We start from the raw sequence: 15,282 nt of genomic DNA, 5'->3' as shown, positions 1-15,282 counted from the left end.
GGGGAGCGCATGACGCCCGGACCTTTCACGAGTACAGAGCCCGACGTCGTGGTCATCGGCGGGGGCCCGGCGGGCTCCACCGTGGCCGCGCTGCTTGCGGACAAGGGCCACGACGTGGTGCTGTTCGAGAAGGCGCACCATCCGCGCTTTCACATCGGCGAATCGCTGCTGCCGATGAACATGCCGCTGTTCGACCGCCTGGGCGTGCGCACCGAGGTGGAGGCCATCGGCATTGCCAAGCACGGCGCCGAGTTCGTCTCGCCGTGGCATGACCACACCAGCCACTTCTTCTTTGGCGAGGCCATGGACAAGAGCTTTCCGTATGCGGTGCACGTGCGCCGCTCGGAGTTCGACGAGCTGCTGTTCCGCCATGCCGCCAGGCGCGGTGCGCGCACCTTCGAAGGCCAGCGCGTCATGGGCGTGGACATGGACGCCGGCAAGGGCGCGGACAACCGCGCGCTGGTGAAGATCAAGGCCGAGGACGGCACCGAAACCAGCTGGCGTCCGCGCTTCGTGATCGATGCGAGCGGCCGCGACACGGTGCTGTCGAACCAGTTCGACGCCAAGCAGCGCAACCGCAAGCACGCCAGCGCGGCCCTGTTCGGCCACTTCGAGAATGCGGAGCGCCGGCCGGGCCGCTACGAAGGCAATATCTCGCTCTTCTGGTTCGATCACGGCTGGTTCTGGTACATCCCGCTGAAGGACGGCACCGTGAGCGTCGGCGCCGTGGCTTCGCCCGCGTATTTCAAGCGGCGCAAGGGCACGCTCGAGGAGTTCCTGATGGAAACCATCGCGCTCGCGCCCAAGCTGGCCGCGCGCCTGAAGAACGCCACGCTGATGGAAGGCGCCACCACTACCGGCAACTACGCCTACGACTCCAAGTTCTGCCGCGGCGACCGCTTCATGATGGTCGGCGACGCCTATGCCTTCGTCGACCCGATGTTCTCGTCGGGCGTGTACCTGGCGATGAACAGCGCCTTCGAGAGCGCCGCCGCGGCCGACTTCTGGCTCAAGGGCGAGATGAAGGAAGCCGAGAAGGCCTTCCGCCGCTTCGACAAGGTGATGAAGCACGGCCCCAGGATGTTCTCGTGGTTCATCTACCGCATCACCTCGCCGGCCATCCGCCGGCTGTTCATGAACCCGCGCAACATCTGGCGCATGCAGGAGGCGCTGCTGTCCATCCTGGCAGGCGACCTGTTCCGCAACACGCCCATCGGTCCGCGCTTCTGGGGCTTCAAGGTAACGTACTACGCCTCGTGCATCGGCATCCTGCCGCAGGCCATCAAGACCTGGGCATGGCGCCGGCGCAACCTGAAAGAGTCTCTGGAGACTGCGAAGTCCTGAGCCTCAGTCAGGAGTCACCGTGTGCTGCGCCAGCGCCTCGAGCGCGCGCACCAGCGCCGAGTGGTCCTGCTGGCCATGGCCCAATGCGGCGCAGGCGTTCATGAGCTGCGCCGCGCCCGCCGTCTGCGGCAGCGCCACGCCCAGCGCTCGTGCGCTCTGCAGTGCCAGGTTCAGGTCCTTCTGGTGCAGCGAGATGCGGAAGCCCGGCGCGAAGGTGCGCTTGATCATGCGTTCGCCGTGCACCTCGAGGATGCGCGAGCTCGCGAAGCCGCCCATCAGCGCCTGGCGCACCTTGGCCGGATCGGCGCCGGCCTTGGACGCGAACAGCAGCGCCTCGCCCACGGCCGCGATGTTCAGCGCCACGATGATCTGGTTGGCCACCTTGCAGACCTGGCCGTCGCCCACGTTGCCGACCAGCGTGACGTTCTTGCCCATCTTCTCGAGCAGCGGCCGCACCTGGCCGAAGGTGCCTTCGTCGCCGCCGCACATGATGGTGAGGCTGGCCGCCTTGGCGCCCACCTCGCCGCCCGAGACCGGCGCGTCGATGTAGCCGCAGCCGAGCGCGATGATGCGCTTGGCGAAGCCCTTGGTGGCAATCGGATCGATGGAGCTGCAATCGACCACGATCTTGCCGCGCGAGTCCTTCAGGCCCTCGGCCACGCCCTGCGTGCCCGGCTCGCCGAACAGCACCTTTTCCACGTCGGGCGTGTCGGGCACCATGATGAAGATCACGTCGGCCTGGCGCGCCACCTCGGCCGCCGAGGCGCAGATGGTGGCCTTCGAGATGAAGGGCTCGGGTGTGTTGCCTTGCGTGTTCACGAAGAGCTGGTGCCCCGCGTCGAGCAGGTGGCCCGCCATGGGCGCGCCCATGATGCCGAGGCCGATGAATCCGATTCTTTGTGATTGCGACATGTCTCTGTTTCCGATCTGAAGTTGTCTTTTATTGCGTGAGCGCTTCGCGCCAGCCGAGGCCGTTCACGGTGTCGCTGCGCGGCTTGTATTCGCAGCCGATCCAGCCGTCGTAGCCGATCGAATCGATGTGCCTGAAGAGCCATGGGTAGTTGATTTCACCCGTGCCCGGTTCGCCACGCCCGGGGTTGTCGGCCAGCTGGATGTGGCCGATGCGCGCGAGGTGCTTCGACAGGGTGTTGCCCAGCTCGCCTTCCATGCGCTGCGCGTGGTAGATGTCGTACTGCACGCGCAGGTTGGAAGAACCCACCTCGTCGATCAGCGCCAGTGCCTGGTCGGTGCGCGTCAGGAAGAAGCCCGGGATGTCGAAGGTGTTGATCGGCTCGATCAAGAGGCGCAGGCCCGCCGCCTCGAGCTCGCCGGCGGCAAGGCGCAGGTTCTCGACCACCGTCTTGTGCGCGGCCTCGGTGCTCACGCCGGCCGGCACCTTGCCGACCAGGCAGTTGAGCTGCGGGCAGCCCAGCGCCGTGGCGTAGTCGATGGCCATGGCAATGCCTTCGCGGAATTCGCCGGTGCGGTCCGGATGGCAGGCGATGCCGCGCTCGCCCTTGTCCCAGTCGCCGGCCGGCAGGTTGTGCAGCACCTGCTGCAAGCCATTGGCGCGCAGCGCGGCCGCGAGCTCCTTCTTTTCGAAGGGGTAGGGGAACAGATATTCCACCGCCTCGAAGCCGGCCTTGGCGGCGGCCTCGAAGCGCTGCATGAACGGCAGCTCGGTGAAGAGCATCGTGAGGTTGGCTGCGAACTTGGGCATCGCGTGCTCCTCTTCAGTCCAGCATCTCGGCCGCGACTGCGGTCGGTGCATCGGCCGGATGCTCGGCCAGGGGCTCGAACTCGGTGATGTTGTCGATCTCGGTGCCCATCGCGATGTTGGTCACGCGCTCCAGCATCACTTCGATGACGACCGGCACGCTGAACTCGGCCATCAGCGCTTCGGCGCGCTGGATGGCCGGCGCGATCTCTTCCTGCTTGTTCACGCGGATCGCCTTGCAGCCCAGGCCTTCGACGACCTTCAGGTGGTCCACGCCGTAGCTGCTTTCGATGCCTGCATCCGGCCCCGCGTTGATGTTGTCGAACGCGAGCTGCACGCAGTAGTCCATCTCGAAGCCGCGCTGCGCCTGGCGGATGAGGCCGAGGTAGGAGTTGTTGACCACGATGTGGATGTACGGCAGCTTGAACTGCGCACCCACCGCGAGCTCCTCGATCATGAACTGGAAGTCGTAGTCGCCCGAGAGTGCGACGATCTTGCGCGTCGGGTCCGCGGCGCGCACGCCCAGCGCGGCCGGAATGGTCCAGCCCAGCGGGCCGGCCTGGCCGCAGTTGATCCAGTGGCGCGGGTTGTACACGTGCAGGAACTGCGCAGCCGCGATCTGCGAGAGGCCGATGGTGCTCACGTAGCAGGTGTCGTTGCTGAAGTTGTTGTTCATGCACTGGTACACGCGCTGCGGCTTCATCGGCACTTCGTCGAAGTTGGTCTTGCGCAGCATGGTCTTCTTGCGCTCGATGCACGACCTGGCCCACTCGCGGCGGTCGCGCAGCTTGCCGGCCGCCTTCATCTCCTCGGCCACTTCGACGAAGAGCGCGAGCGCGGCCTTGGCGTCCGACACGATGCCGAAGTCGGGCGTGAACACGCGTCCGATCTGCGTGGGCTCGATGTCCACGTGCACGAAGGTGCGGCCCTTGGTGTAGACGTCGACCGAGCCGGTGTGGCGGTTGGCCCAGCGGTTGCCGATGCCCAGCACGAAGTCGCTCGCGAGCATCGTCGCGTTGCCGTAGCGGTGGCTGGTCTGCAGGCCGCACATGCCGGCCATCAGCGGATGGTCGTCGGGAATCGCGCCCCAGCCCATCAGCGTGGGAATCACCGGCACGCCGGTGGCTTCGGCAAGGCGCACCAGCAGGTCGGACGCATCGGCGTTGATGACGCCGCCGCCGGCCACGATCAGCGGGCGCTCGGCCGCGTTGAGCATGCCGATGGCCTTCTCGATCTGGGCCCGCGTGGCGGCCGGCTTGTAGGGGGTGAGCGGCTCGTAGCTGTCGATGTCGAACTCGATCTCGGCCATCTGCACGTCGAAGGGCAGGTCGACCAGCACCGGGCCCGGGCGGCCCGAGCGCATCAGGTGGAAGGCCTGCTGAAACACCTGCGGCACCTGGCCGGGCTCGCGCACCGTGACCGACCACTTGGTGACGGGCTTGGAGATCGATTCGATGTCCACCGCCTGGAAGTCTTCCTTGTAGAGCCGCGCGCGCGGCGCCTGGCCGGTGATGCAGAGGATCGGAATCGAATCGGCCCAGGCCGAGTACAGGCCCGTGATCATGTCGGTACCCGCGGGCCCCGAGGTGCCGATGCACACGCCGATGTTGCCGGCCACGGCACGCGTGTAGCCCTCGGCCATGTGCGAGGCGCCCTCCACGTGGCGCGCGAGGATGTGCGAGATGGTGCCGCGCTGGCGCAGCGCGGAATACATCGGATTGATGGCGGCGCCGGGCACGCCGAAGGCCTGCGTCACGCCTTCCTTTTCCATCACCAGCACGGCGGCCTGGACCGCTTTCATTTTTGCCATGGGACTGTCTCCTTGAGTGAGGTCCACTGTAGGAAGGGGAGACCATTCGAAGAAGACGGCTGGGGACCATAAAACCTATTCCGCCCTGGAATAAGTGATTACGATCCGGCCATGGACAGATTGTTGGCAATGGAAATGTTCGTGCGCGTGGTCGAGACCGGCAGCTTCTCGAAGGCGGCGCTCGAGTTCCACACCACGCAGCCCACCGTGACCAAGCAGGTAGCGGCCACCGAGGCGCGGCTGAAGGTGCGGCTGCTCAACCGCAACACGCGCGGCGTGAGCCTCACCGAGCCGGGCGCGCTCTACTACGAGAAGTGCAAGAACATCGTGCGCGAGGCCGAAGAGGCCGAGAGCATCGTGCAGCTGCGCCAGAACCAGGCGCAGGGGCTGCTGCGCATCGGCACCTCGGTGGCCTTCGGCCGCCGCGTGGTGGTGCCGCTGGCGCTCGAATACATGCGCCGGCATCCGCAGGTGCAGCTCGACCTGAGCTTCGAGGATCGCTATGTCGACCTCATCGCCCAGGGCATCGACGTGGCCATCCGCATGGGCAAGCTGGCCGATTCTTCCCTGGGCGCGCGCTATCTGGGCACCAACCCATGGGCCATGGTCGCGGCGCCGGGCTACCTGAAGAAGCACGGCACGCCCCGGCGCGCGCAGGACCTGAGCGCGCACGTGGCGCTCATCTACAGCAGCGTGGTGGGCGACGAGTTCTGGCGCATGCACACGCCCAAGGGCGATCCGGTGACGGTGCCGGTCTCGGGCCGCTTCCGCTCCAACAACCTTTCCGCGGTGCTGGCCGCGGCGCGCGACGGCCTGGGCATTGCGCTCATGCCGCGCTACGTGGCGAGCGAGTCGCTGGCCTCGGGCAAGGTGCTCGAGGTGCTGGGCGACCATGCGCTGCCCGAGCAGGAGATCCACGCCGTCTTTCCCTCGCCCAAGCTGGTGCCGGGCAAGGTGTCGGGTTTCGTGGCCTTCCTGCAGGGGCGCTTTGCCGAAGGCTGGTGGGGCGGCTGAGCGTGCCCACCGCCTGCTTCAGGCAGGCACGAAGGCGCCGTGCAGGCCCAAGGGCAGAGCGTAGGGCAGGGTGGCCTGCGCTACCGGTCCCGCCGCCAAATGGTCAGCCGCGAAGCACGACAGCACCGTCTTCTGCCGGCCGAAATCGAGCACCGTGCCCAGCACCCAGCCCGGCTTGGTGCCGTCCGGCACGAAGACATGCTCTTCCACCATGGCCTGGGTGCCGTAGCTGAAGCGCTGGCTGCGGCCGCTTTCGACATCGGTTCGCGCGATCGCGCCGAAGCCCGGTAGATCGGGCCGGATCTGCGTGGCATGAACCACCTGGCGGTGACGCAGGCCCACGCGTCGCGGATCGATGCGCGGAAACTCGGCTTCCTGCGCCGGCGCCTGCTGCGTGGCCTTGCCAGTGCCGAGGTTCAGCGTGGCGACGGTCAGCCGCGGATGGGTGCTTCTCACAACGCGCGCGCGCATCACTTCGCGGTTGGTCGTGAACACCGAATCGGCGTTGTCCGAACGCACGTAGTCGACGTGGATGAGCGTGCCGCTCGGCGTCTCTTCTTCCCAGGCATTGCCGACGTGGAACAGGAAGCCGGCCGGCAGCGTGAGCATCTGGCGCCGCTCCCAGTTCTGCTTGTCGATCACCAGGGCGCGCATGCCGAGTTCCGGCCGCCAGACATGGGCATCGAGAAAGCTCGCACCCGCCTCCTTGCGCTTGCCGTCGTAGACCAGCGGCGGCATCAGGAACACCATGTGCCGTTCGGTCACGGCGAAGTCATGGACCATCGGCATGTCGGCCACCGGCACCACGGCTGCGCGCCGCAGCGTGCCTTCGGGCGCGATCTCGTACAGCGCCAGCAGGCCCTGGCCGGAGCTCACGCCAAAGTTCCACACCGTGCCGTCCGGATCGACCTTGGGATGGGCCGAGAACGGCATGCCCGCGAGGTCCGGCCGCCAGGTCTTCACGCCCAGCGTCTCCAGCGTGCGCGCATCGACGCGCGTGGCCGAGCCGCCTTCCCAGAGCGCCAGCACCTCGCCCTGCATCGGCAGTACGCTGGTATTGGCGACGTTGATGCTGTCGGCCGAGGTCGGTGGCTCGACGCCCGGCGGCATGGTGCCGAAGGCCTCGAACAGGCGGCGGCCGGCCCGCACCTCGGCCACGCGCTTGGGCGTGGCGACATAGCGGCCCTGGTGCCGCACGTCGGGGCCGTCGATCACGAAGCGATGCACCATGCCGTCGCCGTCGAACCAGTGGTGATAGCGCTCGCCGCCCAGGTCGTGGCCGGCCGGGCCGATGCGCAACAGCGTGCCGGCCACGGCATCGGGAAAGCGCCCGCGCACCGTGGCGCGGGTCAGCGGCAGGTCGTCCGGGGGCGTGGCGAAGCCGGTCTTCCAAGGCGTACGGGCGGCCTCGAACCGGGCTTGCCAGTCGTCGGCCGTGCCGGCCGCGCGGGCCAGCGGTGCCAAGAGGGGCAGGGCACCGGCCGAGGCCAGCAGGCGCAGGAGTTCGCGTCGTTCCATGGCGGTTTGCTCCTCAGCGCAGGTGAATGACGGTCTGCAGGTCGGCGTCGACGATGATCGCAGCGGCTTCGAAGGCGGGCGCGGCGCGGTTGCCCTTCGCGTCGTTCGAGAAGCCATAGCGCTCGGTCGGCATGCCCATGAGGTTGGTGTCGAGCTTGCCGTTGCCGTTCTCGTCGGTGAACGCCCGCAGCGCGTACCGCCCCGGCGCCAGTCCTGTGAACACGAGCCGGGCCTTGCCGCCCTGCATCGGCGCGGTCTGCGAGGCCACGGCCTTGCTGTCGGCGTAGCTCGCGGCGTCGTTGTACAGCGCCACGTAGAGCGTGGCTTCGGCGGCCGGCCCGTCGGCTACGTTCAGGCTCAGGTCGGCGGCCAGAGCGGCCAGCGGGGAAATGAGGGAGGCGGCGTACAGGGCGCGTGCACCCGTTCGGGACAGTGGAAAGTTCATCGACAAGACCTCTTCTGGAAGTTGGAGGCCTCGACGATCTCGCAGCCGGCACGCGCTCGCCAGCGCCATGCGACGGAATGCGAAAACGCGCGCGCGAAATGCACGTGGCAGGCGCAGGGCGCACCCGCCTCGGTGCCCGGGGCCGCCTCGCCTGGGCGGCCCGCAAGGGCTTGTTTTCAGCTGGTGTTCTTGTCGTCGCCGGGGCTGGTCTCCAGCTGGCCCGATTCCGCGAACAGGCTCCACGCCGCCATGAACAGCGCCGCGATCACCGGCCCGATCACGAAACCGTTGATGCCGAAGATCGCCATGCCGCCGATGGTCGACATCAGCACGATGTAGTCGGGCATCTGCGTGTCCTTGCCCACCAGCAAGGGGCGAAGGATGTTGTCGACCAGCCCGATCACGAACACGCCCACGAAGACCAGGATGCCGCCCTGCCAGAAATGGCCGGTGGCAAGGAAATAGATGGCCACGGGCCCCCAGATGAGCGCCGCGCCCACCGCGGGCAGCAGCGAGAGAAAGGCCATCAGCACGGCCCACAGCAGCGCCCCCTGCACACCGAGGAACCAGAAGGCCAGGCCGCCGATGGTGCCCTGCGCGATGGCCACCGCCACGTTGCCCTTGACGGTGGCGCGGATCACGGTGGTGAACTTGTTGAGCAGGTAATGCGTGTGCGGCTTGGCGAGCGGCACTGCCTCGCGCATCGACCTCGAGAGCGCCGAACCGTCGCGCACCAGGAAGTACAGCAAATACAGCATCACGAAGAAGCTGATGACGAAGTCGAAGGTGTTCTGGCCGATGGTCAGCGCTTGGCTGGCGATGAGCTGGCTGCCCTGGGCCGCGCCCGCGGAGATGCGGGCCTGCCAGGCCTCCATGTCGCCGAGGTTGAAGCGGTCGAAGAGGTTCAGCAGCCATTGCGGCACGGCGTTGAGGATCTGCTGGAAATAGGCCGCGAAATTGATCTGCCCCGACCGGATGCTCTGCGTGACCTGCACGATTTCCTGCACCAGCGATACCCCGACCATGGCCAGCGGAAGAATCACGATGAAGAGGCAGATGGCCAGCGTCGACAGCGCGGCGGCGTTGTGCCAGCCGGGCATTTTCTTCAGCAGCCGCTTGTAGAGCGGCGTGAACAGGATGGCCAGCGCCACGCCCCACAGCACCGCGCCGAAGAACGGCATCAGCACCCAGAGAAAGGCCGCAGTGACGATGGCGAGCAGGGCGAGGAACACGCCGCGCTGGAGTTGGGGTGAGTTCATAGGTGATTCGGACTGTAGCCGAGCCTGAATGCACCCCCCTGTCGGTCGGCACGCCCTTGTGCGGTAGCGCCCCGGCGCTGCGGCGCCGGGAGGTCAGCGCCTGGCGCGCGGCAGCGCCACCGGCGCCAGCGTGGCGCGCAGCCGGGCGGGCGCGTCGGGCCCGGCCGTGGTTTCGACCTCGAGCGAGCGTTCGACATTGCCGATGTGCTCGATCATCAGCTGGCGTGCCCTGGCCGTGTCGCCGGCCTCCAGCGCGGCGACGATGGCGCCGTGCTCCGCGCAGGACTGCCCGGCCTCGTGCCTTGATTGGTAGAGCGTGGCGGCCAGCGTGGTGCGGGCCGTGAGGTCGCGCAGCACGTCGACCAGCAGCTGGTGGCCCATCTGCTCGGCCAGGCAGACGTGGAAATCGGCCAGCAGGAAGGCGCGCGTGGCGGCATCGGCGCCCTCGATGGCGCGCCGCTCGTCGGCAATGTGGTCGCGCAGCCTGCGGATGGCCTTTTGCAGCGGCCGGCCTTCGCTTTCGGCCAGAATGCCCGCCTCGACGATGCGCCGCGCCGAGAAGGCGTCGCGCGCTTCCTCGGCCGAGGGCTCCACCACGTACCAGCCGCGGCGCGACTGCACCTCGACGAAGCCGCGCGCCTGCAGCTGCATGAGCGCCTCGCGCACCATGGTCCGGCTCACCGCGAAGTTCTCGGCCAGCGCCTGCTCGCCGAGCCGCTCGCCCGGCGCGAGCTTTTGCGCCAGGATGGCTTCGACCACGCGCTCCGCGATGGAGGTGGGATTGACGTCGGTGGCCATCGGCTTCAATGGCTGCCGGCGCCCGCGCCCAGCGGTGCCGCCGGCAGCTCGGGCTCGGCCAGCGGCTCGTCGTCGGGCGAGTGGGTGCCGTCGAGCACGGCATGGGCGCGCTCGCGGTCGATGTCGCCTTCCCAGGCCGCGATGGCCACCGTGGCCACGCAGTTGCCGATCAGGTTGCCCAGCGCGCGCGCAATGCCCATGAACCAGTCGACCGAGAGCACCAGCACCAGGCCGATGGCCGGAATGGCGGGAATCGCGTGCAGCGTGGCGGCCAGCACCACGATGGCCGAGCCCGGCACGCCGTGCGCGCCCTTGGAGGTGACCAGCGCGATCGCAAGGATGGTCAGCAGGTCCGCCATCGAGATCGGCGTGTTGGTGGCCTGCGCGATGAACACCGCCGCGAGCGTGATGTAGATCGAGAAGGCGTCGAGGTTGAACGAGTAGCCCGTGGGAATCACCAGCCCCACCGTCGAGTCGCGGATGCCCATGCGCCGCAGCTTGGCCATGATCTGCGGCAGCACGCTGTCCGACGAGGTGGTGGCGAACACGATGGCGAGCTCCTCGCGCAGGTAGCGCAGCAGCTTCCACAGGCTGAAGCCCGAAATACGCATGACCAGCCCGAGCACCACGAACACGAAGATCAGCACCGCGCCGTAGAACAGGGCGACCAGCATGCCGAGCTGCTTGAGCGAGCCGATGCCGTACTTGCCCACCGTGAAGGCAATGGCGCCCAGCACGCCGAGCGGCGCCAGCTTGATGAGGATGCCCATGATCTTGAACAGCACCAGCGAAAGCGCGTCCACCACCACGCCCACAGGCTTGCCGCGCTCGCCCAGCAGCGACAGCGCGCAGCCGAACAGCACCGCGAACAGCAGCACCTGCAGCACGTCGCCGGTGGCAAAGGCGGCGACCACCGTGGTGGGGATCAGCTTCATCAGGAACTCGACCGTGCCGCCGCTCGTGAGCTTGTCGGCGTTCGAGGCATAGGCGCTCATGGCGGTGGCGTCGAGCTTGCCCGGGTCCACGTTCATGCCCACGCCCGGCTGGAACACGAAGGCCAGCACCAGGCCCATGGCCAGCGCAATGGTGGTGAGCACCTCGAAGTAGATCAGCGCCTTCACGCCGACCCGGCCCACGCGCTTCAGGTCGCCCGCGCCCGCGATGCCGTGCACCACCACGCAGAACACCAGCACCGGGATGATCATCTTGATCAGCTTGATGAAGCCGTCGCCGAGCGGCTTGAGCTTGATGGCGAACTCCGGCAAGAAGAGGCCGGCGAGCACGCCGAGCACCAGGGCGATGACGACCTGGCCGAAGAGCGATTTGGCGAAGCGAGGCATGGAAGTCTCCTTGTGTGTCTTGGCGGTGTTTGCATGCAAGGATCGTTTTTCTTGCATACAAGCAATGTAGGCAAGAAGGCTTCGGGGCAACCAGAGGGTATTCCCGGGCTCCGCGGGTCGGGTGAGGGCCGGGGCGGAGCGCCTTCTGGTGTTGTTAACAGTCCCCGGAAATGTAACCAGACTGTTCGTGTCGTTTATCGAGAGTTACATTCGTTGGAACACTCGAGAGCGACATGAACGAAGAAGGCCAGAAGGCGCTGCAGCCAATGATTTACCTGCCCGTGTCGGGCAAGTTTGTTATTGCGTTGATTGGCGCCAGCGCCTGGATGTGGTTCTCGATATGGGCTGCGGGACCCTGGCTGGCCGATTTGACGGATCGGGTCGGGATGGCCCTGGCCATTTTCCTGGTGTATGGCATCGCCGTTGTTCCGGGCTTCATGAATGCATTCCTGGCCATCAGCCTGCTGCTGGACAAGAGGCCGCCGCATCCCGCGCTATCTGTCTATCCCCCGATCTCCATCCTGATTGCCGCCTACAACGAGGAAGCGTCCATCGATGAGACGCTGGTCAGCATCGATCGGCAGAATTACCCGGGCGAACTGCAGGTGATCGTGATCAATGACGGCTCCGCGGACGGCACGTCTCTTGTCGTCGAGCGCGCCCTGGAGCGATACCCGTGGCTGACTTTCGTGGACCTTGAAAAAAACGGCGGCAAGGCGCGCGCGCTGAACATCGGGTTCAAGGAGGTGGCGCACGACCTGGTCATCACCGTGGATGCCGACTCTTTCCTTTACCGGGGGGCGCTGGCCAGCATCGTCGAGCGCTATCGCGCCGATCCGCCCCATACGCGGGCTGTCGCGGGAAAAATCCTGGTCCGCAACTCGCGGCTGAACTGGATCACCCGCTGCCAGGAATGGGACTACTTCCATGGGATTGCCGCCATCAAGCGGGTGCAATCGTTGTTCCAAGGCACCTTGGTGGCGCAGGGCGCATTTTCGATCTACGACAGGGCCGCGCTGATCGAGGTTGGCGGATGGCCCGAGTGCGTGGGCGAGGACATCGTGCTCACCTGGGCGCTGCTGAAAGCCGGCTACCGGGTGGGCCACTGCGAGGACGCATGCCTGTTCACCAATGTGCCCACCACCGTCAAGCAACTGGTCAAGCAGCGCCAGCGATGGGCGCGCGGCATGGCGGAAGCCTTCCTCAAACATCCGGGGATCCTGATCAAGCCGAGGTTGTCGACATTTTTCATTTATTGGAATCTGCTGTTTCCGTGGCTGGACCTGGCGTGCACCATCGGATTCATACCCGGAATAATTCTCGCGTTATTCGGCCATTACTGGATCGTGGGAATCATGACCCTTGCATTGATACCGGCCACATTCGCATTGAGCCTGCTCATGTTCAGGATCGAACGCCGGATGTTCAGGAAAACAGGCTTGGTGGTACGAAAGAACATCCAGGGATTCTTTGTCTACGCGCTGCTGTACAGCCTGATCCTGCAGCCGGCCAGCGTGCTCGGCTATCTGGATGAACTGTTCAGGAAGCCCAAGGCCTGGGGAACCAAATGACGGGGCTGCCGAGGTATCTTGCCGCCGTTTCCCTGGGTTGCCTGGTGCTGACCGCTCCCTGCAGGGCGGAGGAAGAAAAAGCAAACGAAAAATCGGCCGGCATGGCCTTTGGCCCGGAATTCTTCCTCACCAGCGACAGCGATAATTTTCAATCGCGGCGGGTGTCGGTGGAATTCTTTCCCGCCTTTGAAAATGCCGACCGCTACCTGGGGTTCCGGCTGGGCGACTATCAATACAGGCAGGACAACTGGCAAAGGGCCGGCAAGAAGATCTCGTTCCTGGCTCGCTCGGTCGAAACGAAGACCACCGACGGAGGAGCGATCGAGGTCGGCGCGTTCGAGCAGGGAGGGCACACGCTGCTCACGCTCGACGGCAGCTACCGCCTGTCGCCCACCAAGAGCACGGCGGTGGAGTTCCTGGTGACGCGCGACTGGGTGGAAACCCCGAAGTCGCTGGATCGCGGCATCGATTTTTCGTTTGTCGGGGTGGCCGTGGACCAGGGGCTTGGAAGCCACGTGACCCTGGTCGGGCTCGCGGCGCAGCAGTATTTCTCCGACGGCAACCGGCGCGACCACGGCCGCCTGCGGCTGATCTACCAGCCGTCGCTCGACCTGGGGCTGACCCTGCAGGCGCGCTATCGAACCTACCGCAGCAGCCACGAGGACGTGGACAGGGCCTATTTCAATCCGAAGAACTACAGCGAGGCGATGCTGGCGGTCGGCTGGCGGCAGCGTTTTTCGGGCTGGACCCTCGCGGTCACGGCGGGGCTTGGCACCGAGACGATCAACCACGAGTTCCGGCAGCCGACGCGGCTGCTGGACGTGAACCTGCAAAGCCCCGTGAGGGGATCGCAGGTCTTTCGCTTCGGTGCCGGCTACAGCCGCAGCACCACCTTCTCGGGGCCCAGCTACAAGTATCGGTACCTGCGCGGCGAGTGGGTGATACTGTTCTGAGGCCGCGCGCCTCCTGCCCGGCTACTTGTCGTGGTGCAGGTAGCTTGCCTGCTTCGGCAGCAGCAGGCTCACCATGAAGGCCACGCCCATCATCGCGGTCACGTACCAGTAGAAGTACGACTCGTGGCCGATCGACTTCAGGCCCAGCGCCACGTATTCGGCGCTGCCGCCGAAGATGGCGTTGCCCACCGCATACGACAGGCCCACGCCCAGCGCGCGCACTTCGGGCGGGAACATCTCGGCCTTCACGATGCCGCTGATCGAGGTGTAGAAGCTCACCACCGCGAGCGCCAGCGTGATCAGCACGCCGGCCATCAGCGGGCTGCCCACGCTCTGCAGGTTGCTCAGCACGGGCACCGTCATCAGCGCGCCGAGCGCGCCGAACAGCAGCATGTTGCTGCGCCGGCCGATGCGGTCCGACAGCGCGCCGAACAGCGGCTGCATGCACATGTAGATGAACAGGCAGGCGGTCATCACGTTGCTGGCGGTCTTGATCGACATGCCGGCCGAGTTCACCAGGTACTTCTGCATGTAGGTGGTGAAGGTGTAGAAGATCAGCGAGCCGCCGGCCGTGTAGCCCAGCACCACGAAGAACGCGCGCTTGTGGTGTTTGAACAGCTCGGCGACGCTGCCGGCGCCCTTGGCGGCGCGGGTCTGCGTGCTGGCGGTCTCGGTCAGCGTGCGGCGCAGCATCAGGGCCACGATGGCCGCCACGGCGCCCAGCACGAAGGGAACGCGCCAGCCCCAGGCCTTGAGCTCGGCCTCGTCGAGCACCTGCTGCAGCACCACCACGACCACCACGGCCAGCAGCTGGCCGCCGATCAGGGTCACGTACTGGAACGACGAGAAGAAGCCGCGCTGGCCGCGCATCGCCACTTCGCTCATGTAGGTGGCGGTGGTGCCGTACTCGCCGCCGACCGACAGCCCCTGCAAGAGGCGCGCGGCCAGCAGCAGCGCGGGCGCCCAGGCGCCGATCTGCGCATAGGTGGGCAGGCAGGCGATGACCAGCGAGCCCACGCACATCATGACGACCGAGGTCACCATCGAGGTCTTGCGGCCCTTGCGGTCGGCCAGCCGGCCGAACAGCCAGCCGCCGATCGGGCGCATCAGGAAGCCGGCAGCGAACACGCCCGCCGTGTTCAGCAACTGGACCGTGGGGTCCGACTTGGGAAAGAACGAGGGCGCGAAGTAGATCGCGCAGAAGGCGTAGACGTAGAAGTCGAACCACTCCACCAGGTTGCCGGACGAGGCGGCGAAGATGGCGAAGATGCGCTTGCGCTTTTCCTCGAAGGTGTAGGGCGTGGCGTTGGGCGCGTTGGCGCTGGTCGCGTCCGGGCTGGAGGCACCGGCGGTGGCGCTGGCAATGGCGGTCATTCGGGGGTCCTTGTCTCTGGCTGTGGCCGCCCGCGAAGCCGCGGAAAGCCGTGCCGGGGAGTCTGTCGCGCCAAGGGCGCGCCGTCGTCCGTAGCCGCCCGCCGCGGCGCTACGTACGTGTACGCAAGGGTAAATACCT

General features: G+C 66.5%; 13 protein-coding genes. 4 read left to right on the top strand and 9 right to left on the bottom strand.

Going from position 1 to position 15,282, the window contains the following annotated elements:
• Window positions 1-9: 9 nt before the first annotated feature.
• Window positions 10-1,344 (top strand): NAD(P)/FAD-dependent oxidoreductase, encoded by a 1,335-nt coding sequence (locus VAPA_RS20230; protein WP_021008623.1) that lies wholly within the window; start codon window positions 10-12, stop codon window positions 1,342-1,344.
• Window positions 1,345-1,347: 3 nt separating this feature from the next.
• Here the strand turns inward: VAPA_RS20230 and VAPA_RS20225 are convergent, their stop codons facing one another.
• From VAPA_RS20225 to gcl, 3 genes are read right to left on the bottom strand one after another with little or no spacing between them, the layout of a single operon-like run.
• Entirely contained in the window at window positions 1,348-2,256 is a 909-nt protein-coding gene (locus VAPA_RS20225) for a 2-hydroxy-3-oxopropionate reductase (RefSeq protein ID WP_021008622.1), read from the bottom strand.
• A 28-nt stretch (window positions 2,257-2,284) separates the two neighbouring features.
• Complete coding sequence (gene hyi / locus VAPA_RS20220) at window positions 2,285-3,064, bottom strand: hydroxypyruvate isomerase (RefSeq protein ID WP_021008621.1); 780 nt, start codon at window positions 3,062-3,064, stop codon at window positions 2,285-2,287.
• Between the two features lie 13 nt (window positions 3,065-3,077).
• Window positions 3,078-4,871: a glyoxylate carboligase gene (gene gcl, locus VAPA_RS20215; RefSeq protein ID WP_021008620.1), complete on the bottom strand. Its 1,794-nt coding sequence runs from the start codon at window positions 4,869-4,871 to the stop codon at window positions 3,078-3,080.
• Between the two features lie 111 nt (window positions 4,872-4,982).
• Between gcl and VAPA_RS20210 the strand changes: the two genes are divergently transcribed.
• On the top strand, window positions 4,983-5,885 hold the full coding sequence (locus VAPA_RS20210) for a LysR family transcriptional regulator (RefSeq protein WP_021008619.1): 903 nt from the start codon (window positions 4,983-4,985) through the stop codon (window positions 5,883-5,885).
• A gap of 18 nt (window positions 5,886-5,903) precedes the next feature.
• On the opposite strand, the gene VAPA_RS20205 is transcribed toward VAPA_RS20210, so the two are convergent.
• From VAPA_RS20205 to VAPA_RS20185, 5 genes are all read right to left on the bottom strand, one after another.
• Window positions 5,904-7,403 (bottom strand): carotenoid oxygenase family protein, encoded by a 1,500-nt coding sequence (locus tag VAPA_RS20205; RefSeq protein ID WP_021008618.1) that lies wholly within the window; start codon window positions 7,401-7,403, stop codon window positions 5,904-5,906.
• A 13-nt stretch (window positions 7,404-7,416) separates the two neighbouring features.
• Window positions 7,417-7,848, bottom strand: a complete 432-nt coding sequence (locus tag VAPA_RS20200; protein ID WP_021008617.1) for a DUF2141 domain-containing protein — start codon at window positions 7,846-7,848, stop codon at window positions 7,417-7,419.
• Between the two features lie 176 nt (window positions 7,849-8,024).
• The gene (locus tag VAPA_RS20195) at window positions 8,025-9,107 is read right to left on the bottom strand and encodes an AI-2E family transporter (protein ID WP_021008616.1); all 1,083 of its coding nucleotides are present in this window, start codon (window positions 9,105-9,107) and stop codon (window positions 8,025-8,027) included.
• Window positions 9,108-9,200: 93 nt separating this feature from the next.
• Window positions 9,201-9,905, bottom strand: coding sequence for a GntR family transcriptional regulator (locus VAPA_RS20190; protein ID WP_021008615.1), 705 nt, complete (start codon window positions 9,903-9,905; stop codon window positions 9,201-9,203).
• Window positions 9,906-9,910: 5 nt separating this feature from the next.
• Window positions 9,911-11,245: a C4-dicarboxylate transporter DctA gene (locus VAPA_RS20185; protein WP_021008614.1), complete on the bottom strand. Its 1,335-nt coding sequence runs from the start codon at window positions 11,243-11,245 to the stop codon at window positions 9,911-9,913.
• 233 nt (window positions 11,246-11,478) lie between these two features.
• Here VAPA_RS20185 and VAPA_RS20180 point away from each other — a divergent pair, with 233 nt between their 5' ends.
• Window positions 11,479-12,816, top strand: coding sequence for a glycosyltransferase family 2 protein (locus tag VAPA_RS20180; protein WP_021008613.1), 1,338 nt, complete (start codon window positions 11,479-11,481; stop codon window positions 12,814-12,816).
• Window positions 12,813-13,769, top strand: a complete 957-nt coding sequence (locus tag VAPA_RS20175; RefSeq protein WP_021008612.1) for a porin family protein — start codon at window positions 12,813-12,815, stop codon at window positions 13,767-13,769. Before VAPA_RS20180 ends, VAPA_RS20175 begins: the two co-directional genes overlap by 4 nt.
• Before the next feature lie 21 nt (window positions 13,770-13,790).
• Here VAPA_RS20175 and VAPA_RS20170 read toward each other — a convergent pair whose 3' ends face one another.
• Window positions 13,791-15,143 carry an MFS family transporter gene (locus VAPA_RS20170; RefSeq protein ID WP_021008611.1) on the bottom strand — a complete coding sequence of 451 codons (1,353 nt, stop codon included), beginning with the start codon at window positions 15,141-15,143 and terminating at the stop codon, window positions 13,791-13,793.
• Window positions 15,144-15,282 lie beyond the last annotated feature (139 nt).

It is taken from the genome of Variovorax paradoxus B4, from assembly GCF_000463015.1.
GTDB classification, from domain to species: domain Bacteria; phylum Pseudomonadota; class Gammaproteobacteria; order Burkholderiales; family Burkholderiaceae_C; genus Variovorax; species Variovorax paradoxus_E.
This window is presented reverse-complemented; position numbering and strand designations above follow the sequence as displayed.

Excerpts from the sequence above, each read along its gene's own strand:
- VAPA_RS20230 (WP_021008623.1), top strand. The coding sequence starts at position 10 with ATGACGCCCGGACCTTTCACGAGTACAGAGCCCGACGTCGTGGTCATC.
- VAPA_RS20225 (WP_021008622.1), bottom strand. The coding sequence starts at position 2,256 with ATGTCGCAATCACAAAGAATCGGATTCATCGGCCTCGGCATCATGGGC.
- hyi (WP_021008621.1), bottom strand. The coding sequence starts at position 3,064 with ATGCCCAAGTTCGCAGCCAACCTCACGATGCTCTTCACCGAGCTGCCG.
- gcl (WP_021008620.1), bottom strand. The coding sequence starts at position 4,871 with ATGGCAAAAATGAAAGCGGTCCAGGCCGCCGTGCTGGTGATGGAAAAG.
- VAPA_RS20210 (WP_021008619.1), top strand. The coding sequence starts at position 4,983 with ATGGACAGATTGTTGGCAATGGAAATGTTCGTGCGCGTGGTCGAGACC.
- VAPA_RS20205 (WP_021008618.1), bottom strand. The coding sequence starts at position 7,403 with ATGGAACGACGCGAACTCCTGCGCCTGCTGGCCTCGGCCGGTGCCCTG.
- VAPA_RS20200 (WP_021008617.1), bottom strand. The coding sequence starts at position 7,848 with ATGAACTTTCCACTGTCCCGAACGGGTGCACGCGCCCTGTACGCCGCC.
- VAPA_RS20195 (WP_021008616.1), bottom strand. The coding sequence starts at position 9,107 with ATGAACTCACCCCAACTCCAGCGCGGCGTGTTCCTCGCCCTGCTCGCC.
- VAPA_RS20190 (WP_021008615.1), bottom strand. The coding sequence starts at position 9,905 with ATGGCCACCGACGTCAATCCCACCTCCATCGCGGAGCGCGTGGTCGAA.
- VAPA_RS20185 (WP_021008614.1), bottom strand. The coding sequence starts at position 11,245 with ATGCCTCGCTTCGCCAAATCGCTCTTCGGCCAGGTCGTCATCGCCCTG.
- VAPA_RS20180 (WP_021008613.1), top strand. The coding sequence starts at position 11,479 with ATGAACGAAGAAGGCCAGAAGGCGCTGCAGCCAATGATTTACCTGCCC.
- VAPA_RS20175 (WP_021008612.1), top strand. The coding sequence starts at position 12,813 with ATGACGGGGCTGCCGAGGTATCTTGCCGCCGTTTCCCTGGGTTGCCTG.
- VAPA_RS20170 (WP_021008611.1), bottom strand. The coding sequence starts at position 15,143 with ATGACCGCCATTGCCAGCGCCACCGCCGGTGCCTCCAGCCCGGACGCG.